At 68.4% G+C, this 22,758-nt stretch carries 18 protein-coding genes; 11 read left to right on the top strand and 7 right to left on the bottom strand.

Features of this window, described 5'->3' with window-relative positions:
- The first annotated feature begins 8 nt into the window (after positions 1–8).
- Complete coding sequence (locus ACAM42_RS03560; RefSeq protein ID WP_369631136.1) at positions 9–602, top strand: GNAT family N-acetyltransferase; 594 nt, start codon at positions 9–11, stop codon at positions 600–602.
- On the opposite strand, the gene ACAM42_RS03555 is transcribed toward ACAM42_RS03560, so the two are convergent.
- The 3 genes from ACAM42_RS03555 to ACAM42_RS03545 are packed head-to-tail and all read right to left on the bottom strand — an operon-like array spanning position 594 to position 4,138.
- Positions 594–1,307, bottom strand: coding sequence for a sulfite exporter TauE/SafE family protein (locus ACAM42_RS03555; protein ID WP_369631135.1), 714 nt, complete (start codon positions 1,305–1,307; stop codon positions 594–596). The two genes, ACAM42_RS03560 and ACAM42_RS03555, sit on opposite strands and share 9 nt — an antisense overlap.
- On the bottom strand, positions 1,304–2,716 hold the full coding sequence (locus ACAM42_RS03550) for an amidohydrolase family protein (RefSeq protein ID WP_369631134.1): 1,413 nt from the start codon (positions 2,714–2,716) through the stop codon (positions 1,304–1,306). The genes ACAM42_RS03555 and ACAM42_RS03550 overlap by 4 nt, the downstream gene beginning before the upstream one ends.
- 45 nt (positions 2,717–2,761) lie before the next feature.
- Complete coding sequence (locus ACAM42_RS03545) at positions 2,762–4,138, bottom strand: uracil-xanthine permease family protein (protein ID WP_369631133.1); 1,377 nt, start codon at positions 4,136–4,138, stop codon at positions 2,762–2,764.
- A gap of 147 nt (positions 4,139–4,285) precedes the next feature.
- Here ACAM42_RS03545 and ACAM42_RS03540 point away from each other — a divergent pair, with 147 nt between their 5' ends.
- Positions 4,286–5,326 (top strand): LacI family DNA-binding transcriptional regulator, encoded by a 1,041-nt coding sequence (locus ACAM42_RS03540; RefSeq protein ID WP_369631132.1) that lies wholly within the window; start codon positions 4,286–4,288, stop codon positions 5,324–5,326.
- Positions 5,327–5,333: 7 nt separating this feature from the next.
- Here the strand turns inward: ACAM42_RS03540 and ACAM42_RS03535 are convergent, their stop codons facing one another.
- On the bottom strand, positions 5,334–6,692 hold the full coding sequence (locus ACAM42_RS03535; RefSeq protein WP_369631131.1) for a sorbosone dehydrogenase family protein: 1,359 nt from the start codon (positions 6,690–6,692) through the stop codon (positions 5,334–5,336).
- Between the two features lie 130 nt (positions 6,693–6,822).
- Here ACAM42_RS03535 and ACAM42_RS03530 point away from each other — a divergent pair, with 130 nt between their 5' ends.
- The 8 genes from ACAM42_RS03530 (at position 6,823) to ACAM42_RS03495 (ending at position 18,653) form a co-directional block, all read left to right on the top strand.
- Positions 6,823–7,596 (top strand): alanyl-tRNA editing protein, encoded by a 774-nt coding sequence (locus ACAM42_RS03530; protein ID WP_369631130.1) that lies wholly within the window; start codon positions 6,823–6,825, stop codon positions 7,594–7,596.
- A 118-nt stretch (positions 7,597–7,714) separates the two neighbouring features.
- Positions 7,715–9,886: a protein-disulfide reductase DsbD family protein gene (locus tag ACAM42_RS03525; RefSeq protein ID WP_369631129.1), complete on the top strand. Its 2,172-nt coding sequence runs from the start codon at positions 7,715–7,717 to the stop codon at positions 9,884–9,886.
- Positions 9,887–10,012: 126 nt separating this feature from the next.
- Positions 10,013–10,705, top strand: coding sequence for a redoxin domain-containing protein (locus ACAM42_RS03520; RefSeq protein WP_175497060.1), 693 nt, complete (start codon positions 10,013–10,015; stop codon positions 10,703–10,705).
- A gap of 235 nt (positions 10,706–10,940) precedes the next feature.
- A complete protein-coding gene (locus tag ACAM42_RS03515; RefSeq protein ID WP_369631128.1) occupies positions 10,941–13,619 on the top strand; it encodes a type VI secretion system Vgr family protein in 2,679 nt (892 codons plus the stop codon).
- A gap of 27 nt (positions 13,620–13,646) precedes the next feature.
- Positions 13,647–14,696: a hypothetical protein gene (locus ACAM42_RS03510; RefSeq protein WP_369631127.1), complete on the top strand. Its 1,050-nt coding sequence runs from the start codon at positions 13,647–13,649 to the stop codon at positions 14,694–14,696.
- A 36-nt stretch (positions 14,697–14,732) separates the two neighbouring features.
- The gene (locus ACAM42_RS03505; RefSeq protein WP_369631126.1) at positions 14,733–16,070 is read left to right on the top strand and encodes a type VI immunity family protein; all 1,338 of its coding nucleotides are present in this window, start codon (positions 14,733–14,735) and stop codon (positions 16,068–16,070) included.
- Positions 16,071–16,217: 147 nt separating this feature from the next.
- Positions 16,218–17,525, top strand: coding sequence for an MFS transporter (locus ACAM42_RS03500; protein WP_369631125.1), 1,308 nt, complete (start codon positions 16,218–16,220; stop codon positions 17,523–17,525).
- A gap of 147 nt (positions 17,526–17,672) precedes the next feature.
- The gene (locus ACAM42_RS03495; RefSeq protein ID WP_095743481.1) at positions 17,673–18,653 is read left to right on the top strand and encodes a helix-turn-helix domain-containing protein; all 981 of its coding nucleotides are present in this window, start codon (positions 17,673–17,675) and stop codon (positions 18,651–18,653) included.
- A gap of 10 nt (positions 18,654–18,663) precedes the next feature.
- On the opposite strand, the gene ACAM42_RS03490 is transcribed toward ACAM42_RS03495, so the two are convergent.
- Positions 18,664–19,962 (bottom strand): hypothetical protein, encoded by a 1,299-nt coding sequence (locus ACAM42_RS03490; protein WP_369631124.1) that lies wholly within the window; start codon positions 19,960–19,962, stop codon positions 18,664–18,666.
- A gap of 4 nt (positions 19,963–19,966) precedes the next feature.
- Positions 19,967–20,887, bottom strand: a complete 921-nt coding sequence (locus tag ACAM42_RS03485) for a tripartite tricarboxylate transporter substrate binding protein (RefSeq protein WP_369632716.1) — start codon at positions 20,885–20,887, stop codon at positions 19,967–19,969.
- Positions 20,888–21,119: 232 nt separating this feature from the next.
- Between ACAM42_RS03485 and ACAM42_RS03480 the strand changes: the two genes are divergently transcribed.
- Positions 21,120–22,052 (top strand): LysR substrate-binding domain-containing protein, encoded by a 933-nt coding sequence (locus ACAM42_RS03480; protein WP_369631123.1) that lies wholly within the window; start codon positions 21,120–21,122, stop codon positions 22,050–22,052.
- Here ACAM42_RS03480 and ACAM42_RS03475 read toward each other — a convergent pair.
- A complete protein-coding gene (locus tag ACAM42_RS03475) occupies positions 22,049–22,756 on the bottom strand; it encodes an ABC transporter ATP-binding protein (RefSeq protein WP_369631122.1) in 708 nt (235 codons plus the stop codon). The two genes, ACAM42_RS03480 and ACAM42_RS03475, sit on opposite strands and share 4 nt — an antisense overlap.
- Positions 22,757–22,758: the final 2 nt, after the last annotated feature.

Below are 22,758 nucleotides of genomic sequence, written 5' to 3'. Positions count from 1 at the left end.
TCGGTCGCATGACCGAAGAAAGCACACATCCGCCCCTCATCGAATTCGAGACCCCGCGCCTGCGGGTGCGCCAATGGCGCGAGAGCGATCTCGCGCCATTTTTCGCGCTGGCCTGCGACCCGCAGGTGATGGAGTTCCTGCTGCCCTTGCCCACGCGCGCCGAAAGCGACGCAGCGGCGAACCGTGCCCGCGCGCTCATCGCGCAGAAGGGCTGGGGCTTCTGGGCCGTCGAGCGCAAGGACACGCGCGAGTTCATCGGCTTCACCGGCCTGAACGTGCCGATGGCCGCGCTGCCTTTCTCGCCCTGCGTGGAGATCGGCTGGCGCCTGTCGCGCGCCAGCTGGGGCCAGGGCTTCGCGACGGAGGCCGCGCGCGGCGCGCTGCAGGTCGGTTTCGAACGGCTCGGGCTCGAAGAGATCGTGGCGTTCACCGCCAACGGCAACCTGCGCTCGGCCGCCGTGATGGCGCGCCTGGGCATGCACGAGGACGTGGCCGGCGCCTTCGAGCATCCGGCGGTGCCCGAAGGCGATGCGCTGCGCGGCCACCGGCTGTTTCGCATCGACCGTGCGGCATGGCAGGCCGCGCAGCGCGCCTCAGAATGAATGCAGCAGCAGGGCGGCGCCCGACACGATCGCGAAGACCTGCACGAAGATGCGCAGCACGCGGCCGTTGATGCGGCGATGCACCACGCGGCTGAGCACCGCGCCCACGACCAGCGCGGGCAACAGCAGGGCCGCGGCGTAGAGCTGTGAGCCGTCGATGCGGCCCGCCGCCATCAGCGTGGCCAGCGACACCAGCTCGCCGACCAGGAAGCACAGCGCGATGGTCGAGCGCATGGTGGGCGCCGGCTGGTGCTGGTAGACCAGCGCCAGCGGCGGCCCGCCGATGCCGGTCGCGGTTTCGGTGACGCCGGTCACGAGCCCCGCCGCCACGAACGCGGTGCGGCCCGGCGAGAAGGCCGGCATCATCAAGGTGACCAGGGCCGCCGCGATGGTCGAGGCACCGACGAACAGCGACAGGTGGCTCGCGCTCAGCGCCGCCAGCACCCACAGGCCGCCGACGGTGCCGAGCAGGCGCCCGCCGGTGATCCAGCTGGCGCCGGTGCGGTCGATGGCGCCGCGCTCGCGCCACATCACGTAGAAGTTCAGCGGCAGCATCAGCACCAGCACGCACACGGGCAGCAGGTCGGGGCGCACGATGCCGATCACCGGGGCGACGATGAGCGCAAAGCCGACGCCGGTCGCGCCCTGCACGAAGGCGGCGAACAGCACGGCGAGCGAGACGAGGACAAGGTGCTGCGCGCTCACTGCGAGTGCCGCTCCGAGGCCAGGCGGCGGTGCGCGGCGGCCGGGGGATGCAGCCGCACGATGGGCGCGCGGTCCATGGCCGCGTGGGCGACGCGCGCCAGCTGCCGCTGCAGCGCGCGCGCATCCCAGTCGGGCGGCCAGCCCTCCCACAGGCGCAGGCGCCCGTCGACGAACACGGCCACGATCTGGTCGCGGTTGCCCAGGCGCACGAGGTCCCACGTGAGGTCGACCGAGGTGCACATCTCGGGCGTGTCGACATCGACGATGAGGAAGTCGGCCGCCTTGCCCACGGCGATCTCGCCCGTGAGGTGGCCCAGGCCGACGGCACGCGCGCCTTCGTGCGTGGCGTGGTCGAACCAGGTCCAGCCGCCGCCGCTGGACGCATCGCCGATAGCCATGCCGAAGGCCAGCTTCTGCGCGGCCTCGGCCGCGTCCATCAGGCGGAAGGCGTCGCTGCGCGTGGCGTCGGTGCCCAGGCCGAAGCGGATGCCCAGCGCGGCCATCAGGTTCGCGGGCGCCACGGCGTTGCCCTTCCACTGGCTGGCGACGGGGTTGTAGCTCACGGCGGTGTCGGTGTCGCGCAGCACCATGAGTTCCGACGGCGTGACCAGCGTGCCGTGCGCAATGAGCACCTGCGGACCGAGCGCGCCCAGGTGCGCCAGCAGCTCCAGCGGCCGCTTGCCGCGCTGCACGACCGAGCGCTCGACCGAGGCCAGGTGTTCGTTGACGTGCGTCTGGAACACCGTGCGCGCCTCGGCGCACAGGGCCGACACGGCGACCAGCATCTCGTCGGACGCCGCCTCGGGCACCGAGATGGCGAGCGAGGGATGCACCAGCGGCGCGTCCGACCACTGCTGCAGGAACTGTGCGGCATGCGACTGGATGGCCTGCCGTTCGGCGGCGCTGCTGTCGTTGCCGCCGTCGTTACAGATCAGGCCCAGCACGCAGCGCAGCCCGGCCTCCTGCACGGCGGCGGCCACGGCGCCAATGTCGCCCGGCGCGCGCGTGCCCGCGTCGCACACGGTGGTGAAGCCGCCACGCAGCGATTCGAGCGCCGCGAGCTTGGAGGCCATGTAGACGAACTCGTCGTCCAGGCTCGACTCGAGCGGCACCCACACGCGCCGGAAGATTTCCGACGGCTCGCCATAGGCCAGCGACTTGCCGAAGGACTGCGTGAGGTGGTGGTGCGCATCGATCATGCCGGGCATCAGCAGCTTGCCGGGCAGGTGCAGCGGCGTGAGCTGCGGGTGGCGGGCGATGAGCGCGTCGGCGAGGCCGACCTCGCGAAAGCGCCCGCCTTCGATGCGCACGGCATGGCCGGTGGCGGGGCCGTCGCGCAGCATCAGGTGGTCGGGAACGAGCAGCAGCTCGTCGGCCGCGAAGAGCGCGGCATCGAGTTCAGGAGACATGGTGAGAAGAGAGAACAGGAAAAGAAAGGGAGAGGCGCGCGTCGCTCATTGCGGCGCCGGTGCGATGGCCGGGCTGTCGGCCTGCACGCGGTTGAACACCAGGTTGAGCACCACCGCCGTGAGCGAGCCCATGGCCAGGCCGTTGCCCAGCACCAACTGCAGCGTGTCGGGGAAGCGGCTGTACAGGCCCGGCACGACGATGGGCAGCAGGCCCATGGTCAGCGCGCCGGCCAGCACGAACATGTTGCCGCGCTCATGCAGGTCGACCTTACGCAGCATGTCGATGCCCATGGTGCCGATGATCGCGAACACCACCATCGCGGTGCCGCCGACCACGGCCGAAGGAATGGCGCTGGCCAGCCGGCCCAGCGGCGCCGACAGCGCAATGAGGATCAGGATCACGCCGGCGGCCGCCGTCACGTAGCGCGAGCGCACGTTGGTGGCGCGCACGATGCCGATGTTCTCGCCGCTGGTGATGATCATCGAGGTGCCGAAGAAGCCACCCGCCAGCGACACCAGCGCGTCGCCGCGGATGGTGCGCGGCACCACGTCGCGCGGGTCGATCTTGCGGCCCACCACGTCGGCCACCGCCACAGTCTGCCCGGTGGCCTCGACCATCGAGATGATGCTGAAAATCAGCAGCGGCACGGCCGCCACGAGGTCGAAGCGCGGCATGCCGAAAGGCAGCAGCGTCGGGGCGCTCCAGAAAGGTCCGGCCGCCACGCCGCTGAAGTCCATCAGCCCGCACGCCGCGGCCAGCACCGTGCCGGCCAAGAGGCCCAGCAGCACCGCGAGCTGGCCGAGCGTGCCCTTGAACACGCGCGCGAACAGCACCGTGAAGCCGATGGTCGCCAGCGCCAGTCCGATGTTCACCGGGTCGGCAAAGGTGGACGTGCCGGCCTTGCCCGCGATGATGCCGCCGTACACCTTCACGAGGTTGATCGACACCAGCAGCAGCAAGGTGCCGATGACGATCTTCGGAAAGTAGCGCAGGCAGCGCGCGAACACCGGCAGCACCAGGAAGTAGAAGAGCGCCGTGAGGATCACCGCGCCCGAGGCCGTCTGCAGGTCGCGCTGCTGGGCGATGGTCACGAACATCACGATGGGCGCGCCGCCCGGCACCATCACGAAGGGCAGGCGCGCGCCGAACTTCCACGGCCCGAACGACTGCAGCAAGGTTCCCACGCCGCACAGCAGGAAGGTGGCGCTGATCAGGTTGACCGTGAGCGCGGACTCCAGCCCCAACGCCTTGGCCACGAGGAACACCGAGGTGATCGGTACGGCCGCCATCACCAGCACGTGCTGCAGGCCGAACAGCAGCAGTTGCGACAGGGGCAGCACCGCATCGACCGGGGCGATGGCGGAAGGCGCGCCGACAGGCACGACCGGGGGCACAGCAGAGGCATTGGGCACACGGGACATCATGGAATCCTTGAACCGGGACCACACCCAAATCGATTTGGGCGCACTGGCAAAAAAAGCCGCCGAAGCGGGTGAAGTACATTCCGAGGCATGGCGCCCCAAAACGATTTGGGAATTGAATCACCGCTTTTCGAAAAGGTCAACGGGATGAGCACCAACCCATCGCCGCGGGCAAACATCAAGGACGTGGCGCGCGAAGCGGGCGTGTCGCCGACCACGGTCTCGCACGCGCTCAACGCCCGGGGCCAGGTCGACGCGGAAACGCGCGCGCGCGTCGAGCAGGCGGCGCTGAAACTGGGCTACCGGCCCAACCGCAATGCGCAGCGGCTGCGCACGGGCGAGGCGCACATGATCGTGCTGCTGTCGTCGATGCCGTTCGCGGTGGCCGGTGGCCCGTCGCGCCTGGGCTTCCTGATGGAGGTGGCGGCCGTGGCGGCCGCCGCGGCGCTCGACCGCCGCCTGGCGCTGGTGCTGGCGCCGCCGATGGAAACCGGGCGCGTGCCCATGGAGCTGCTCGACGTGGACGGCGCGCTGGTCATCGAGCCTTCGGCGGGCGACCCCAACCTGGCGTACCTGCTGCGGCGCGGCCTGCCGGTGGTGGCCATCGGCAAGCCGGCCGAGGAAGCGGTCGACGGGCCGGCGATGCCGCCCTATGTCGACATCCACTCGGGCCGGACGACGCGCCTGCTGCTCGAGCACCTGCACGACCAGGGCGCGCGCAAGGTCGCGATGATCCTCGGCTCGGCCGCGCGCAATTCCTATGTGGAAGGCCAGGCGGCCTACCAGGCCTTCGCCGCCGCGCGCGGGCAGGCACCGCTGCTGTCGCTGGTCGACGAGGCCGAGGGCGAGAACGGCGGCCGGCAGGCCGCGCTGGCGCTGCTGGCGGCGCACCCCGACATCGACGCCTTCTGCGTGCCGGTCGACGCATTCGCCTCCGGCGCGGTGACGGCCGTGCGCGAATCGGGCCGACGCATTCCCGAGGACGTGATGGTCGCCACGCGCTACGACGGCCTGCGCGCGCGCACCTGCGTGCCGCCGCTCACGGCCGTCGACCTGCACCTGGACGAGGTGGCGCAGCAGGCGATTGCGCTGCTGTTCGACCACCTGCGCGGCGACACCAGCCGGCGCCGCGTCGACGGGCCGGCGGCCCAATTGGTGCCACGGCTGTCCTCGGCACGCAGGGGCTGACCGCGCCTCAGTTCGGCTTGCTGCGCGACACGCGCCACACCGCGTTGCCCACGTCGTCCGCCACCAGCAGCGCGCCGCCCTTGTCCAGCGCCACGCCCACCGGCCGGCCGTGCGCCTTTTCGTCGGCGCTCAAAAAGCCCGTGAGGACGTCGACCGGCGGCCCGCTCGGCTTGCCGCCGATGAAGGGCACGAACACCACCTTGTAGCCCGACTTGGGCTTGCGGTTCCACGATCCGTGCTCGCCGATGAAGGCGCCGCTCGCGAACTCGGGCGGCATGCCGCGCGCGTGCGAGAACACCAGCCCCAGCGGCGCGACATGCGCGCCCAGCGCGTAGTCGGGCGCCAGCGCCTTGGCCACCCGCTCGGGCTGTTGCGGCGTGACGCGCGCATCGACCACGCCGCCCCAGTAGCTCCAGGGCCAGCCGTAGAAGGCGCCCTCTTTCACCGAGGTGAGGTAGTCGGGCACCAGGTCGCTGCCGATTTCGTCGCGCTCGTTCACCACGGTCCACAGCACGTTGGTCTCGGGCTCCCAGCCCAGGCCGTTGGGGTTGCGCAGGCCGCTGGCGAACAGGCGCTTCTCGCCGCTCTTCGCATCGACCTCCCAGATCGCGGCGCGGCCCTCTTCGGCCGCCATGCCGTTCTCGCCGATGTTGCTGTTGGAGCCGACCGTGACGTACAGCTTGCTGCCGTCGGCGCTGGCGATGACGTTCTTGGTCCAGTGGTGGTTGAGGCCGGCGGGCAGCGCCGTCACCACGGTGGGCGTGGCGCTGACCGAGGTCTGGCCCTCGGTGTAGGGCACCTTCACGAGCGCGTCGGCGTTGGCGATGAAGAGCTCGTTGCCGACCAGCGCCATGCCGTAGGGCGATGTCAGGTTCGCCAGGAACACCTGCTTCACCTCGGCCAGGCCGTCGCCATCAGCGTCGCGCAGCAAGGTGATGCGGTTGGCGCTGGGCACGCCGGCGCCCGCGCGGCCCATGACCTTGCCCATGACCCAGTTGCGCACCTTGGCGACCGGGCCGCCGGCGCCGCTGCCTTCGGGCTTGGGCGGCTTGTTGCTCTCGGCCACCAGCACGTCGCCGTTGGGCAGGGTGTAGACCCAGCGCGGGTGGTCCAGCCCGCGCGCCAGCGCCGTCACGCGCAGGCCCTCGGCGGGCGTGGGCCCGGCGGTGTCGGTCCAGCCGACGGCGGGCGCCACGTTGACGGTGGGGATCAGCGTCTTGTTCGGATCGGCCAGCTGGGGCCGGGGGCCGGTCGTGAGCTCGGGCGCGAGCTTGGCGGTCTCGCCGCAGCCGGCGACGAGCAGCACGGCGGCCACGGCCGCTGCGGACAAGGCGAGGCGGACGGGAAGGTGCGGCGATGCGTTCATGCGGATTCCTTGCGCGGCAGGCGGCCGCAGACCGCCGGATCATGCGCAATCGCGCGGCGCGGGCGTGTCGGTCGTGGGCGCTTTCCGGCGTGCGCGCACCTCCTTCGCGCATCGTCGCTACCATCGCCGCATGACCGACGACCTGTTCCGCGCCGACGCCTACCTGCGCACCTGTGAAGCCCGCATCCTGCGCATCGACGACACCGGCATCGTGCTGGACCGCACCGTGTTCTATCCGCTGGGCGGCGGGCAGGCCGGCGACGCCGGCGTGCTGGTGCTCGCCGACGGCCGCGAAGTCGCCATCGCCGACACCCGCAAGGCCAAGGACGCCGAAGGCCAGCCGACCGCCGAATTCGTCCACGTGCCCGCGCCCGACCAGGCCGATCTGCTGGCCGCGCTGGCGCCCGGCGACACCGTCACCGCCCGCCTCGACTGGGAGCGCCGCCACCGGCTGATGCGCTTTCACACCGCCAGCCACCTGCTGTGCCACCTCGTGCCGGTGCCGGTGAACGGCTGCTCGATCACGCCCGAGTACGCGCGCATCGACTTCCACATCACCGACCCGCTCGACAAGGAAACGCTCACCGCGGGCCTTGCCAAGCTGGTCGAGGCCGCCCACCCGCTGACCGTGGGCGCCATCAGCGACGCCGAGCTCGACGCCAACCCCGCGCTGGTCAAGAGCATGAGCGTGCAGCCGCCGCGCGGCACGGGCACGGTGCGCACCATCCGCATCGGCGGCACGGGCGAAGACGGCAGCGCGCCGTCGATCGATTTCCAGCCCTGCGGCGGCACGCACGTGGCCAACACGGCGGAAATCGGCGCCATGGTCGTCACCAAGATCGAGAAGAAGAGCGCGACCACCCGGCGCGTGGTGCTGGGCTGGCCCGCGGCCTCCGCGGCCTGAGCCTCCGGAAAGACCCGGCCCCCAGGAACTTCGCCCCGCCCTCTGGCTCCGACTGACCGGCATGACCTTTTCGCGCATCTCTTTCGCTACTTTTCTGATAGCTACCGCCGCAGCCTGCATGCCGGCTGCGGCCCAGCTGGCCCCGAAGACCGGGGCCGTGGTCACCACCCCCCATGTGCGCGCCGAACTGGTCGCCCATGCGCCCCAGGGCGTGGCGCCCAGCGCGCCGGTCTGGGTCGGGCTGCAGATCACCCACCAGCCCGAGTGGCACACCTACTGGAAGAACGCCGGCGATTCCGGCCTGCCCACCGAGCTGAAGTGGACGCTGCCCGCCGGTGTCTCGACCGGCGAGATCGCCTGGCCGGTGCCCAAGAAGATCCCGGTCGGCACGCTCGCCAACTACGGCTACGAGAACACCGTGCTGCTGCCGGTGCCGCTCGAGGTCTCGACGCTCTACAAGCCCGACGTGGCGCTCACCGGCGGCTCGCCGGCCATGGACATCAAGCTGCAGGCCTCCTGGCTGGTCTGCCGCAAGGAATGCATTCCTGAAGAGGGCGAGTTCACGCTCTCGCTGCCCACGCGCGGCTCGACCGCGCTGAACAAGGCGGCCTTCGACACCGCGCAGGCCGCGCAGCCGCAGCCGCTGGGCACGCCCGGCGCGATCGCCGTCGAGGGCCAGCAGCTGAAGGTGCGCCTCGAAGGCCTGCCCGCCGCCGTGCGCGGCAAGACGCTCGAGTTCTTCCCCGAAACGCCCGAGGTGATCCGCACCGCGGCCGTCTCCGGCAAGGACTGGACGCAGGCCTGGGACGGCGCGACCTGGACCGCCACCGTGCCGCTGGCCGACCAGCGCAGCGAAAGCCCCACCGCCATGCCCGTGGTGGTGGCGCTGGCCGAGGCCGACCGCCAGGCCGGCCAGCCCGTGGCCTGGCGCGCCGAGGCGCCAGTGTCGGGCACCTGGCCCGCCGCCACCGCCGCACCGCGCGCCGCCGAGGTGTCGCCCGCGCTGCAGGCGGCGCTGGCCGCCAACGCGGCCCAGGCGGCGGCCCCTGCTGCCGCTGCGCAGGCCCAGCCCGCCGGCACCTTCATCGTCGCCCTGCTCGGCGCGCTGCTCGGCGGCCTGCTGCTCAACCTCATGCCCTGCGTGTTCCCGATCCTCGCGATCAAGGTGCTGGGCTTCGCGCGGCAGGCCGGCAACGCCAGCGCGCACCGCAAGGCCGGGCTGGCCTACACGGGCGGCGTGATGCTGTCGTTCCTCGCGCTGGGCGGCGCCATGCTGGCGCTGCGCGCAGCCGGCGCGCAGCTCGGCTGGGGTTTCCAGCTGCAGTCGCCCGGCGTGGTGGCGGCGCTGGCGGCGCTCTTCACCCTGCTCGGGCTGAACCTGGCCGGCGTGTTCGAGTTCGGCCGCGCGGCGCCGCAGTCGGTGTGCAGCGCGCAGGCCAAGCACCCACTGGCCAACGACTTCCTGTCCGGCGTGCTCGCCGTGGTGATCGCCTCGCCCTGCACCGCGCCGTTCATGGGCGCCTCGCTGGGCTTTGCCATCGGCCTGCCGGCGGCCCAGGCGCTGCTGCTGTTCGCCGCGCTGGGCCTGGGCCTGGCGCTGCCCTACCTGGTGGCGGGCTTCGTGCCGGCCGTGGCGCGCCTGCTGCCCAAGCCGGGCCCGTGGATGCACACGCTGCGCCGCCTGCTCGCCTTCCCGATGTTCGCGACCGTGGCCTGGCTGGTCTGGGTGCTGGGCCAGCAAAGCGGCATCGACGGCGCGGGCACGCTGCTCGCGCTGCTGGTGTGCCTGGCCGCCGTGGTCTGGGCGCTCACGCTGACCGGACGCGCGCGCGTCGTCATCGCCACCGTGATGATCGCCTTCACCGCCGTGCTGGCCGGCACCATCGGCCGCAACATCGTGCAGGTGCCTGAACCGACTGCGAAGCTGGCCTCGGCAGCACCGAACGACGGCGAGCGCTGGCAGCCGTGGTCGGCCCAGCGCGTGAGCGACATGGCGGCCGCGGGCCGGCCGGTGTTCATCGACTTCACCGCCGCCTGGTGCGTGACCTGCCAGTACAACAAGAAGAGCACGCTGGCCGACGCCGAGGTGCTCGCCGACTTCGACACGAAGCAGGTCGCCATGCTGCGCGCCGACTGGACCCGCCGCGACCCCGCCATCACCGCCGCGCTCACCGCGCTGGGCCGCAGTGGCGTGCCGGTGTACGTGCTGCAGGCGCCGGGCAAGGCGCCCGTGGTGCTGACCGAAATCCTCAGCAAGGACGAGGTGCGCGCCGCGTTGGCAGCGCTTTGAGCGCCGATGCGGTGAATTGAAACAAGATGACAACGCCGCTGTCATGGGTTGTCACACGCACTTGAAGAAACCGTTCTAAGCTGCAGTTGTTGTTTGGAATTTTGTTTTTTGGAGTTCAAGCTGGCCATGACGCTCTCGCCCACTGTCGACTCACGCTCCCTTCGCGCCGCGCGCCAGGCACGCGCCGCCCTCAGCCGCGCTTCCCGCCGCGCCGTCGTGGCCGCCGCCGTCGCGCTGGGCGCCACCTTCCTCATGGGCACCAACGCCTTCGCCGCGCCCGCCGTGGGCCAGCAGGCGCCCGACTTCGTGGCCGTCGACACCAGCGGCGCCAAGCACAAGCTCTCGGACTTCGCGGGCAAGTTCGTGGTGCTCGAATGGACCAACCCCGGCTGCCCCTTCGTGCGCAAGCACTACGGCAGCGGCAACATGCCGGCCACGCAGAAGGCGGCCACCGACAAGGGCGTGGTCTGGCTCGCGATCAACTCCACCGAACGCGCCGCCAGCGACTACCTGAAGGCCGACGCGCTCGACGCCTGGATGAAGTCGCAAAAGGCCGCGCCCACCGCCGTGCTGATGGACGAAGACGGCGTGATTGGCCAGGTCTACGGCGCGCGCACCACGCCCCACATCTTCATCATCGACCCCAAGGGCACGCTGGTGTATGCCGGCGGCATCGACAGCATCGCCTCGGCCCGCGTGGACGACATCAAGACCGCCACCAACTACGTGAACCAGGCGCTGGGCGAAGTGACCGGCGGAAAACCGGTGTCGATGGCGAGCACACGGCCGTACGGGTGTTCGATCAAGTACAAGAGTTGAGCGTGCGGGCGCTGTGCCCGCTGGGAATCCCGCTCAAGGCAGAGCGCAGCATTCCTTTCTTGCGTCTTTGATGAGGCGCTGTTTCCCGGCCTGGAACAGGCTCATCCTTCTTCACGACGAATGACAAATCCCACGCCTGGTGAATGCGGTGCGTGGAGTTTGACGATTGTTATCAGTGTGATCGCGAGGCGACTCGCAAACTGCGCGACCTGTTTTCCTCCCAAGGAAGTCGTCGATGCCGCGCACGCTGTCTGTTTCTTCTGCTGCGATCCCTGTTGTTCTTGGTCAGGCTGCGCTGTCGCCTGTGCGGCTGTCAGGGCATGAGGGGGTCAACAGCCTCTTTGCCTACGAACTCTTTCTCAAGACCCCGGATGCCCTGGCTCTGTCCGGCGTCTCCTCCGGCGCCGACTTCGACCTGGATGCCTTCATCGGCCAGGAGATCAGCTGCGAGATCGAACTCGATGGCTCTTCGCCTCGCCAGCTCAACGCCCTGATCACTGACGCGGCCCTGTGGGGCGAGGAAGGGCGCCACGCCCAGTACAAGCTCACCCTGCGCCCCTGGCTGCACCTGGCCACCCTGCGCACCGACTGCAGGATCTTCCAGAACCTCAGCGTCGTCCAGATCCTGGACGAACTCCTGGGCGGCTACGCCTTCCCCGTGGACAAACGCCTGATCGAGCACTACCCCGTGCGCGACTACCAGACCCAGTTCAACGAGAGCGACTTCGCCTTCCTTGCCCGCCTGTGCCAGGAATGGGGCATCAGCTACCACTTCGAACATTCGGACGGTAAGCACCGCCTGGTGCTCTCGGACGCCATGGGCGCCTATGCGGCTGGCGATCCGCTGTACGAGCATGTGGAATACCACGCCCCGGGCTGGAAGATCGATGCCGAGTACATCCACAGCTTCGTTCCCCAGCACCAGCTCACCAGTGGGAAGTACGCCACCCGGGACTACGACTACACCCGGCCCAGGGCTGATCTGAGTGTTTCTCGAAGCGACCCACGCCCGCCCGGGCAGGCCGAGGGCGAGGTCTACCAGTGGCATGCCTCGGGAGCGGGGGGCAGTCACTACGCCCAGCCCAATGCGGGAACTGATGCAAGCACTGATCCTCACAGCGAAGGCCACTTGCTCTCCCTGCTGCGCATGCAGGCACTGCGCACCCACGGAGCCCGCGCCCAGGCCAGTGGCAACCTCAGAGGCATGGTGCCCGGATGCACCTTCCAGCTGAAGAAACACCCGAGGGAGTCGGCCAACGCCGAGTACCTGATCCTGGACACCCGCTTGCTCATCGAGGACGTGGCTGAAGACAGCCAGAACCGCGAAGCCAGTCCTGACCGCAAGCAGCAATGGCGCGTGCAGGTGGACTTCACAGCCCACCCGGTCACAGAGCCCCTGCGACCCGAGCCGACCCAGCCCAAGCCCGCCATGGTCGGCCCGCAGGTGGCGCTGGTGGTGGGCCCCGAAGGCCAGAACCTGTGGACGGACGAGCTGGGGCGCATCAAGGTGCAGTTCCCCTGGGACCGGCAGGGACAGAAGAACCAGCACAGCAGCTGCTGGGTGCGGGTGAGCTCGCCCTGGGCGGGCAACCAGCTCGGGGGCATCCAGATCCCGCGCATCGGGCAGGAAGTCATCGTGGGCTTCATCGCGGGAGATGCGGACCTGCCGATCTGCATGGGCAGGGTGCACAACCAGGTGAACCTGCCGCCGTGGCAACTCCCTGGCCAGAGCGCATTGAGCGGGTTCAGGAGCCGGGAGCTGACCGAGGGCGGAGGCAACAGTGCGGCGGGCAGGTCGAACCACCTGATCCTGGATGACACGGCCGAAAAAATCCAGGCGCAGCTCAAGAGCGATCACCAATCCAGCAGCCTGAGCCTGGGGGCGATCACGCGCATCGAGGACAACGCGGGCAGAAAGGACCCCAGGGGCGAGGGCTTCGAGCTGCGCACTGATGCCCACGGCGTGCTCAGGGCACAGGACGGCATGCTCATCACGACGGAAGCAAGAGGCAATGCTGCGAACCATGCCAAGGACATGGGCGAGACCACTCAGCGACTAAAAGCAGCGCAGGATCAGCACGACGCGCTGGCCGAAGCAGCGCAGGTGCACAAGGCGCAAGAGCAAGGCTCCGATCAAGACACCGTGCAGAAGGCCTTGAAGGCGCAGAACGACGCCATCCAGGGCAAGGAGGGACAGGGCGAGGATGGCCGCTTCCCTGAACTGAACGAACCACATCTCGTGCTCGCCAGCCCTGCGGGCATCGAGGCCAGCACGCCGGGCACCATCCACCTGCACACCGGAGAGCACGCGGCCTTCACAAGCCAGGGACACACCTCCATCAGCACCGCCAAGCGATGGCTGGCCAGCGCAGCCGAGGGCATCCGTGCGTTCACGCACAAGAAGGGCATCAAGCTCATCGCGAGCGAAGACCCGATAGAAATTCAGGCGCATCGCGACGAGCTGATTCTGGTTGCGCACAAGGACGTGGTCATCAAGAGCGTGGAGGGCGAGTTGCACATCACCGCCAAGAAGAAGGTCGTGATCATCGGCGGGGGCAGCTACTCGGAGTGGAGCGAGAGCGGCATCAAGCACGGCACGGCCGGCACTTGGCAGGAGCATGCGGCACTGCATGCGCAGGTCGGCCCCATGAACAAGGCGCCTGCACTGCCAGAGCTACCTGTGCAGCCATCGGACTACAGCGTCAAGTACCAATTTGCGGATCGCCACACAGGTCTACGGCTCGCGCAGCATCGCTACGAATTGCGGGAGGAAGACGGCGCCGTTCACACCGGCATCACCGATCTGGATGGCTGGGCAAACCTCGTGCAGACATCGGGCATGAGGCTGGTGAAGGCCTGGGTTGCCGAATTTCCGGTGGACATGGACGACCTGTCTCGCAGCACCTTGATCTGAGCACGACCGCTCCGACCGCATCACCCCATGACAACCAATCCCATACCCATCCTCCCCTACGACAGGCATATTGGCAAGGCACTAGAGACATTGAACGATTTGGGTCCCGGGGGCATCGACAGCCTGCGGTGGTCAATGAGCGTTCTGGTCTATCGCCTGAGCAAGATACTGTGCGCAGCCCAAGCGCCCAGCCAGCCGGTCAGCGAACTGCTCGCGCAAGATCTCGAATCGAGTCTTCAAATCTACCCAGACCTGAAAGCGCACGAGACGGGCTTGCGCAAGGCCATCGACCTGCTCACCCAATTGCTGCAGTACGCCGGTTGGTACAGCATCGACCGCGTGGTCATGCGTACCCGGCCCGAGTTCACAGACAACATCGCACCGCACCAGAGCGCGAGCATGCAAAACACAAGCAAGCCCCACAGCAGTTGGGGAAGGCCGCTGCCATTCCGGCCGCTGTACTGTGCCCTCGGCGCCTTCGCCCTGGCATTCCCGGTGCGCGGTGACGCACGTCGCTACGAGGCGCTTCCTGGGGAGGAATCGATCCTCTACGCCGGCGGAGACGACAAGCCGAAGGTTCGCGAAGACATGCAGCGCACATTCGCAACCTTGCTCGACGCCTGCGACTACCAGGTCGGTCACTGGAAGGCCCACTTCAAGTCGGAAGCCAACTACGACGCAAGCGGCAAAGCCTATATGGGCAGCCCGGCCCAACGACCGGAACGGAAGGGAAACTGCTACTGGCGCAAACCGAAGGGGAGCATTTCACCAGATGTCGTCGTTGTTAGGCAGCGTCATCAGGCACCAGACGAGGCGAACGTGACACATGTGGTCGACATGAAGTTCGGGGAGGATTCAGTGGGGTTCGATCAAGGCCAAAACTACACCAACATGTTCGGGAAAGAACGCTTCTACGTCCTCTATTTCCCAGCGGACTGCCAAGCCGGCGAACCCGAAGAGGCGAAACAACCGGACTGGGTGAAGGTCCTCATGGCAATCCTGATGCTACTGCTTAGCAGAGGTCGTAAGGGAGGCCGTCTGCCTGGCCAGGGACCACGTCCAGTCCCTGCGCATTGATTCCCCGAGTTCCCACCCACACTCACGAAGCCAACCATGCAGCTGCCCGCCCCAGATCTTGAAAGCTGGATCGAAGCCCTTCGCAACGATTCTGAAGCCGCCGTAACCGCCCTGCCTTCAAGCCCCTTCAGCGCAATGCAAGAGCCAGCGACATGGCACCTTGGCATACAGGCCACAGCGTACTTCTATGTACTGACCATAGACGACGTGCACCGGTTGGTGAAAGTCATTCCAGAACTGCATCGCGAATTCCAGCAGCTCACAGGGCATGCCCTATTGAGATACATGGCCTTCAAATCAGGTTCGATCGCGCGCCAGCCACACTCGCAAGAATCTATTGAAGCGCACTTTCAAACGAACTCTGATGACATTGCATCCCTGGAGGGATTCGATGCACCGACAAGGGAAAGCTCATCGCGCTTCTTGCTTCTGACCATCGCGCAGTTTCGTCACGCACAGCTGGCCAAGCCCGTGTTTCGTCCATGCGTCGACAAACCCATCATCGGTCGCGAAATCAAATTCGCCGAAACAGTCATCGGGCTTGACTACCTGACACTCAACTTCCCACCAAGCTTCTGGCAGTCGCGCAAGGAGGAACTGCGCACCTGGTGGCTGAGCGCACTCGACCGACTCAAGCCCGTTCAAGCCTATATGGGGCTGGGGATTGGCCTTCCACCCGTGCTGGAACGGTATCCCTTTCAACAACCAGCTGAGTTTGCTTTGGCCAACCGGTTTCTCGGCCTCGATGTCGACAAGCCCTTTTTCCCCCGCTCCAATCGACCTAACGGCATGAACCTCGAATGCGGCATGCGTACGCCCGGTTACGGCGTTCTGGTTTACGGCGACTACGCGCGGTTGCTGGGCGGCATAGCTGCCTTGCACCTCAAACTGCAGAATGTTCCCGGTATTCACATGCGCCCTTGCATGGACGGTGATGGCCTTTGGATCGAAGCCGGCGACGCTCCTGCGCTGTACCCTGTCGAAGAAGGGGTTCCCGTACATCTACGCGCTTTGGCCGAAGCTTTGAAGCCCGCACGCCTGCAGCGGCTCTGGATGGTGAGCTACCCGCCCAACGTCCCTCGCGACGATATCTTCACGCCCGAATCATCGGCCCGCTGGTTGCGGCGCTTCGACTCCGACAGTGACTGGGGTGGACTCGTTCATGGCGAGCCCCCGAGACCGCAAGGCAGCTCCACGCCAGCGCCTTCCGCCTCGCCACGAAGTGCCCACGCCGGGAAAACGTGCCCGCAGACTGGCAACTGGCAAGCCCCTCGCCTGAACAACCGCATCGAGCACGTCGAGCGCGGCCAATCGATGCCGGGGCCCACGAGCACAGACATCGGGTCTGTCATCTGGTATCTACTGGTCGACTGAGCGGCAACTCGAACGCACCGTGCACGCCGGCCCCAGCAGGCTGGCCACGACAGTGCGCATTGACAGCTACCTGACTCCCCCCGTCAGGTCCCGGTCGGGAACCCCGACCTACCCTTGGGCCCACAACACCGCCCCAGGGGACACACCATGACTTCCGCGCCTGCCAACGCGCATTCCTCCTCGAAATTCGCCACCGTCCTGCGCGTGACCGGCGGCAACTTCATGGAGATGTTCGACTTCTTCCTGTTCGGCTTCTACGCCACGCAGATCTCGAAGGCCTTCTTCCCCGCGAGCAACGAGTTCGCGTCGCTGATGCTGACCTTCATGACCTTCGGCGCGGGCTTCCTGATGCGGCCGCTGGGCGCCATCTTTCTCGGTGCGTATGTCGACCGCGTCGGCCGCCGCCAGGGGCTGATCGTCACGCTCGCGCTGATGGCCGTCGGCACGCTGCTCATCGCCTGCGTGCCGAGCTACGCGACCATCGGCGTCATCGCGCCGCTGCTGGTGCTGGTCGGACGGCTGCTGCAAGGTTTCTCGGCCGGCGTAGAGCTGGGCGGGGTGTCGGTGTACCTGTCGGAGATGGCCACGCCGGGGCGCAAGGGCTTCTACGTGAGCTGGCAGTCGGCCAGCCAGCAGGTGGCGATCGTCGTCGCCGCCGCGCTCGGCTACTGGCTCAACGTGACCTTCACGCCGCAGGAGATCGGCGACTTCTACTGGCGCATTCCCTTCTTCGTCGGCTGCCTGATCGTGCCGGTGCTGTTCATCATCCGCCGCTCGCTGCAGGAGACCGAGGAGTTCATGGCGCGCAAGCACCGCCCCGACGCGCGCGAGATCTTCCGCTCGATGGTGGCCAACTGGGGCCTCGTGGTCGCCGGGATGATGCTGGTGTCGATGACCACCGTGTCGTTCTACCTGATCACCGTCTACACGCCCACCTTCGGCAAGGCCGTGCTGCACCTGAGCACGACCGACGCGCTCATCGTCACGCTGTGCGTGGCCATTTCCAACTTCTTCTGGCTGCCGGTCATGGGCTCGCTGTCGGACCGCGTGGGGCGCAAGCCGCTGCTGGTGCTGTTCACCGTGCTGACCATCCTCACGGCCTACCCGTCGCTCAAGTGGCTGGTCGGCGCACCGAGCTTCGCGCGCATGCTCGAGGTGGAGCTGTGGCTGTCGTTCCTGTACGCCAGCTACAACGGCGCGATGGTGGTGGCGCTCACCGAGGTGATGCCGGTCAGCGTGCGCACCGCCGGCTTCTCGCTGGCCTACAGCCTTGCGACGGCGCTGTTCGGCGGCTTCACGCCGGCCATTGCCACGGGCCTGATCGAGATGACCGGCGACAAGGGCGCGCCCGGCCTGTGGATGACGGCTGCCGCGGCCTGCGGGCTGATCGCGACGCTGGTGCTGTACCGCCGCAACGTCGACCCGGCCGACGCGGGCCGCGTGCCCGCCGTCTGAACCGCGGCGCTTGCATTGACCCAGCGCGCACCGGCCATTGACCGGGAGCGCACCGCCCCTGCCGCCCCGGGTGGAAGTACCGATGATGGCGCGCGCCGACCTGCCTATCCTGCACCAGCGCTTCCGGCGCCCCCTGGGAACCACGGCATGAACGCACACCACTTCAGCACCCGGCTCGAACACCCGGCCGACCGGCAGGCCTGCTGGGGCCGCATCAACGAGTCGTACTTCGGCGCGCTGCGCGTGCAGTGCCTCGACCCCGGCCCGTTCGACGCGCGCATGGACGCCTACGAGCTCGGGCCGCTGGGCATGTTCATGATCGAAGCGCCCTCGCACCGCGTGGCGCGGCCCGACACGCACCGCGAGATCGCGCTCGACGAGCACTACAAACTGGTGCTGCAGCTCGAAGGCCACGGCCACATCTCGCAGCGCGACCGCGAGTTCCACCTGCATCCGGGCGACTGGAGCCTGTACGACCCGCGCGTGCCCTATGCCATCACCAACCCCGAGCGCTCGCGCCTGCTGGCCATCACGATCCCGCGCCAGCAGTTCAAGGGCATGAAGATGCCCGACCTGCACACCTGCGAGGCCCACACGCCGGCCATGCAGGGGCTGTACGCGGTGCTTGGTTCGTTCCTCACCTCGCTGGCCGACCAGCTGCCTTCGCTGCCCAACGCCGTCGGCCGCTCGGTCAGCGACACCGTGCTGGGCCTGCTGGCCTCCACGCTCGCCACGCACGCCGACGAACAGTTCGGCGCGCAGCCGCTGCCGGGCGTGCTGAAGGCCCGCGTGAAGCAGTTCGTGCACGCGCACCTGGCCGACCCGGCCCTGTCGCTGGACCTCATCGCGCAGCAGCTGCGCTGCTCCAAGCGCTACCTGCACCGCGTGTTCGAGGACGAAGACCAGACGCTCGACCGCTTCATCTGGCAGATGCGCCTGGAGCGCTGCAGCGAGGCGCTGCGCCAGGCCGCGGGCGGCCGCGCCTCGGTGTCCGAGATCGCCTTCGCCTGGGGCTTCAACAGCAGCGCGCATTTCTGCCGCGTGTTCAAGGCGCAGTACGGCGTGTCGCCGCGCGAGTTCCAGCGGCGCGAGGCGCAGCGGGCGATGTCGCCGGCGCTCACACACTAGGCAACGCCTTTCAGGGGCTGCCCACGATCCCCGACACGTCGACGATGTACATCTGCCGCTGCGATTCGTGCACCGAGTCGATGCACACCTGCAGCCCGTCGCGGCGCCAGCGCGGGTGCAGGTCGCACCGGTTCTCCTTGCTCAGGTCCGGCGTGGCGTAGAAGCTGCCCAGGTCGTGGCGACGGCCGGTGGCCATGTCGAACAGGAACAGCACGCGCTCGTGCGTGCGTGCGTCGGGGTAGGTGTCGCTCAGCAGCCAGCGCGTGTTGACCGGCGAGAAGGTCATGTGGCCGTTCTCCACCAGCACGCCATCGCCGATCACGCGGACCTCCCCGCCCACGCGGTCGTGGTACAGGTGGTAGTGGATCTTTCCGGCGTGCGGGCCCCACACGATGATGTGCTCGTCGTCCTGCCACAGCGGGTGCGAGATCTGGTACTCCGACTTCTCGTAGTCGAAGGTGCCCACGGCCGTCGGGTCGAAGTCATCCGCCAGCTGCGGCAGCGGATGGTCGGAGCACTCCAGCAGGCGCAGGTCGGAGCCGTCGGGGTTCATCGTGAGCAAGCGGTGCAGGAAGCAGGTCTCGTCCTCGACGCGCTCGGTCCAGCGGTGCAGGAACAGCACGCGCGACGACGACGGGTTGACCTCGATGTGGCTCACCCAGTGGATCGCCTTGTCCATCGACGCGCGCGGATGAAACCGGCGCAGGTCCTCGTAGCTCAGCAGCAGCCGCGCCGTGCCGGTGGCCAGGTCGGTCGCGTGGATGCCGTCGTCGGCCGGCGCCAGCGGCAGCTCGAACGGCCCGCCGGCTTCGCTGTAGCCGATGGTCCGGTGCGTGATGTACAAGCGCCGGTAGTCCACGCTCAAGGCCCAGCGGCTGTCGGGCGCCACCACGTAGATCGGCAAGGGCAGCAGGCGCTTGGCGCCGGTGTCGACATCGAGCACCGTGGCGCCGAAGCCGGGGTAGAACGCATCGGCATCGCCGGTGCGGCTGTTGTAGATCAACTGGCGGCCCGGCGCGCCGTCGAGCCACTGCAGCTGGCTGCCCATCTGCCAGTTCCATGCGGTGGTGTCGCCCACCGCATGGAAGCGGTCGTTGTCCTGCAGGTCGAAGTAGCCGATGCGTGCTGCCGCCGTCGGCGTGAGTTCGGCGTCCATCCAGGGCACCTGCTGCGCCAGCAGGTAGCGCCCGCTGCGGTCCCAGGCGCTCTTGTTGTAGTAGCCGAAGAAATGGTGCTGCGCGCCATCGCCCACGCGGCGGCAGGGTGCCGGCGCCAGGCGGGGTTGCTCAAGAAGTGGGTTCGACGACATGGGCTCACTCCGCGGCGATGCGGCCTTGCTGGATCACCTTGTCCCAACGCAGCTTCTCGGCGGCGATGAAGCGCGTCGCGGCGTCGCGCGTGTTGGCCACCGGGGTCATGCCCTGCTCCGACAGGCCCTGGCGGAACTCCGGCGCGGCGACGATCTTTCGGATGTCGGCATTGAGCTTGTCGGCGATGGCGTCGGGCACCTTGGCGCTCACCGCCACCGTGGTCCACGAGGTGGCCTCGAAGGCCGGGAAGCCCGACTCGATCGCGGTCGGCACTTCGGGCAGCGCCGGCAGGCGGGTCTTGCCGGTCACGGCCAGCGCCTTGAGCTTGCCGCCGCGGATGTGGGCCAGCGTGGTCGGCGGGTTCTCGAACATCAGCTGGATCTGCCCGGCCAGCAGGTCGTTCAGCGCGGCCGTGCTGCCCTTGTAGGGCACGTGCACGATCGGTGCGTTCGCCGTGAGCTTGAACAGCTCGCCGATCATGTGCACCGACGAGCCCACGCCGGCCGAACCGAAGTTGACCGTGTCCGGCTGCTTGCGCGCCAGCGCCACCAGCTGCTTCAGGTCGTTGGCGGGCAGCGCGGGGTTGGCGACCACGACGTGCGGCATCTCGGCCAGCACCGTGACCACCTTCAGGTCGGTCGCGGGGTCGTAGCTCAGCTTCTTGAACACGCCGTAGGTCGCGTGCAGCCCGATCGAGCCGAGCAGCAGCGTGTAGCCGTCGGCCGGTGCGTCGGCCACGAACTTGCCGCCGATGTGCCCGCCGGCACCGGGCTTGTTGTCGACCACCACCGACTGCTTGTACAGCTTGCCCAGCCGGTCGGCCAGCATGCGGGCCTGCACGTCGGAGCTGCCGCCGGCGGTGAAGGGCACCACGAGCCGGATCATCCGGTCGGGGTAGGCCTGCGGCTGCGATGCCTGCGACATCGAAGCGACGCCCAGGGCCAGTGCGAAAAGGCCGAGGCCGGCGGCCCTGCGGGGCCATTGCTGTGTCATGCGTCTTCCTTGCTGTGCGCCGCGACGGCGCGATGGAGAGGGTGGATAGGGCGCAGTCTAGGAACGCAGCATCATTCTGAAAAATTCATTTTCATTCACGGGCTATGCAGAAAAGATATGCCATGCTTTCTGCCTTGCACCGTGCAGCCCCAGGAGCCCCCGCATGTCGCGACCGTTGAACTTCCGCCAGATCGAGGCCTTCCGCGCCGTGATGCAGACCGGCACCACCACCGCCGCGGCGGCGCTGCTGCACACCACGCAGCCGTCCGTGAGCCGCCTGCTCTCGCAGATCCAGCATGCCACCGGGCTCAAGCTGTTCGACATCCACAAGGGGCGGCTGCGCCCCACGCACGAGGCGCGCCAGCTGTTCGACACGGTGCAGCGCCACTTCCTGGGCCTGGACCGCATCGAGCAGAGCGTGGCGGTGCTGCGCAAGTCGGGCGCGGGCTCGCTGCGCGTGGGCTGCACGCCGGCGCTCGGGCTCGGTGTGATGCCGCAGGTGATCCATGCCTTCTCGCGGCTGCACCCCGAAGTGCACGTCAACCTGCAGACCGTCGGCACGCACGCCTTGCGCGAAGGCCTGCTCTACGGCCTGTACGACGTCGCGCTCAGCACCGCCGCCTTCCACGACCCGCAGCTCGACGCGGTCAGCCTGCACAAGGCCAGCGCGGTGTGCGTCGTGCATCCCGGGCATGCGCTGGCGCACCGCGACGCCGTCCACGTGCGCGACCTGAAGCAGCAGGTGCTGCTCACGCTGAATGCCGACGACGAGATCCACCAGCAGTTCCAGCGCACGCTGCAGCAGCACCGCATCGAATGCGCCGCCACGGTCGAGACGACCTACTCGGTCACCATCTGCATGATGGCGGCGCAGGGCACCGGCGTCGGCATCGTCAACCCCTACGTGGCTTCCGTGTTCGCGCGCGACCTGAAGATCCTGCCGCTGTCGCCGCGCTGCCCCGTCGAGGTGTCGATGGCCTTCTCGCCGCAGTCGGCGCCTTCGGCCATCGCCGAGGAGTTCACCGCGCGGCTGCGCGACTATTTCCAGGCCTTCGTGATGCCCACCGCACGGAAGGCGCAGAAGGAGCGCGCCTAGGCCGCGGCGAGGTAGCTGCTGTGCAGGATCTCCGGCCGGCGGCGCAGTTCTTCCGACGAGCCCGCAAAGGCCATGCGCCCGCGCTCCAGCACGTAGGCGCGGCTGGACACGGCCAACGCCACCGTCGTGAACTGCTCGATCAGCAGCACGCCCACGCCCTCGCCCGCGACCTGCTGCACCACCTCGACCAGCCGCTTGACCACCGCGGGCGCGAGCCCCAGCGAGAGCTCGTCGATCGCAAGGTAGCGCGGTTTTCCGATGAGCGCCTGCGCGATGCAGACCATCTGCTTCTGTCCGCCCGACAGCGAACGCGCGGGCAGCGCGAGCTTCACGCGCAGCTCGGGGAACACGCCGAGCACGCGCTCGACCGCATCGGCCACGCCGGCCGCGGGCAGTGCGGTGGCAGCGGCGCGCAGGTTGTCGAGCACCGACAGCTCGCCGAGCACGCGATGCCCCTCGGGCACCACCGCCACGCCCAGCGCACGCACGCGCTCGGGCCGCTGGCTGTGCAGTGCGAGGCCCTCGACCTCGATGCGCCCGCCCGTGAGCGGCAGCACGCCGCCGATGGCCATCACGGTGCTCGACTTGCCTGCGCCGTTGGCGCCCAGCAGCGCCGTCACCTCGCCCGGCGGCACCTGCAGGTCGATGCCGTGCAGCACGGCCTTGCCGCCGCGCTGCAGGCGCAGATCGGTCACGTTCAGCATGG

This window comes from Variovorax sp. V35 (assembly GCF_041154465.1).
GTDB lineage: Bacteria > Pseudomonadota > Gammaproteobacteria > Burkholderiales > Burkholderiaceae_C > Variovorax > Variovorax boronicumulans.
The sequence above is the reverse complement of the archived record's forward strand: the minus strand, read 5'-3'. Positions and strand labels throughout refer to the sequence as shown.

Coding starts and splice junctions, on each gene's coding strand:
- ACAM42_RS03560 (WP_369631136.1), top strand. CDS start 9: ATGACCGAAGAAAGCACACATCCGCCCCTCATCGAATTCGAGACCCCG.
- ACAM42_RS03550 (WP_369631134.1), bottom strand. CDS start 2,716: ATGTCTCCTGAACTCGATGCCGCGCTCTTCGCGGCCGACGAGCTGCTG.
- ACAM42_RS03545 (WP_369631133.1), bottom strand. CDS start 4,138: ATGTCCCGTGTGCCCAATGCCTCTGCTGTGCCCCCGGTCGTGCCTGTC.
- ACAM42_RS03540 (WP_369631132.1), top strand. CDS start 4,286: ATGAGCACCAACCCATCGCCGCGGGCAAACATCAAGGACGTGGCGCGC.
- ACAM42_RS03535 (WP_369631131.1), bottom strand. CDS start 6,692: ATGAACGCATCGCCGCACCTTCCCGTCCGCCTCGCCTTGTCCGCAGCG.
- ACAM42_RS03530 (WP_369631130.1), top strand. CDS start 6,823: ATGACCGACGACCTGTTCCGCGCCGACGCCTACCTGCGCACCTGTGAA.
- ACAM42_RS03525 (WP_369631129.1), top strand. CDS start 7,715: ATGCCGGCTGCGGCCCAGCTGGCCCCGAAGACCGGGGCCGTGGTCACC.
- ACAM42_RS03520 (WP_175497060.1), top strand. CDS start 10,013: ATGACGCTCTCGCCCACTGTCGACTCACGCTCCCTTCGCGCCGCGCGC.
- ACAM42_RS03515 (WP_369631128.1), top strand. CDS start 10,941: ATGCCGCGCACGCTGTCTGTTTCTTCTGCTGCGATCCCTGTTGTTCTT.
- ACAM42_RS03510 (WP_369631127.1), top strand. CDS start 13,647: ATGACAACCAATCCCATACCCATCCTCCCCTACGACAGGCATATTGGC.
- ACAM42_RS03505 (WP_369631126.1), top strand. CDS start 14,733: ATGCAGCTGCCCGCCCCAGATCTTGAAAGCTGGATCGAAGCCCTTCGC.
- ACAM42_RS03500 (WP_369631125.1), top strand. CDS start 16,218: ATGACTTCCGCGCCTGCCAACGCGCATTCCTCCTCGAAATTCGCCACC.
- ACAM42_RS03495 (WP_095743481.1), top strand. CDS start 17,673: ATGAACGCACACCACTTCAGCACCCGGCTCGAACACCCGGCCGACCGG.
- ACAM42_RS03490 (WP_369631124.1), bottom strand. CDS start 19,962: ATGTCGTCGAACCCACTTCTTGAGCAACCCCGCCTGGCGCCGGCACCC.
- ACAM42_RS03485 (WP_369632716.1), bottom strand. CDS start 20,887: ATGTCGCAGGCATCGCAGCCGCAGGCCTACCCCGACCGGATGATCCGG.
- ACAM42_RS03480 (WP_369631123.1), top strand. CDS start 21,120: ATGTCGCGACCGTTGAACTTCCGCCAGATCGAGGCCTTCCGCGCCGTG.
- ACAM42_RS03475 (WP_369631122.1), bottom strand. CDS start 22,756: ATGCTGAACGTGACCGATCTGCGCCTGCAGCGCGGCGGCAAGGCCGTG.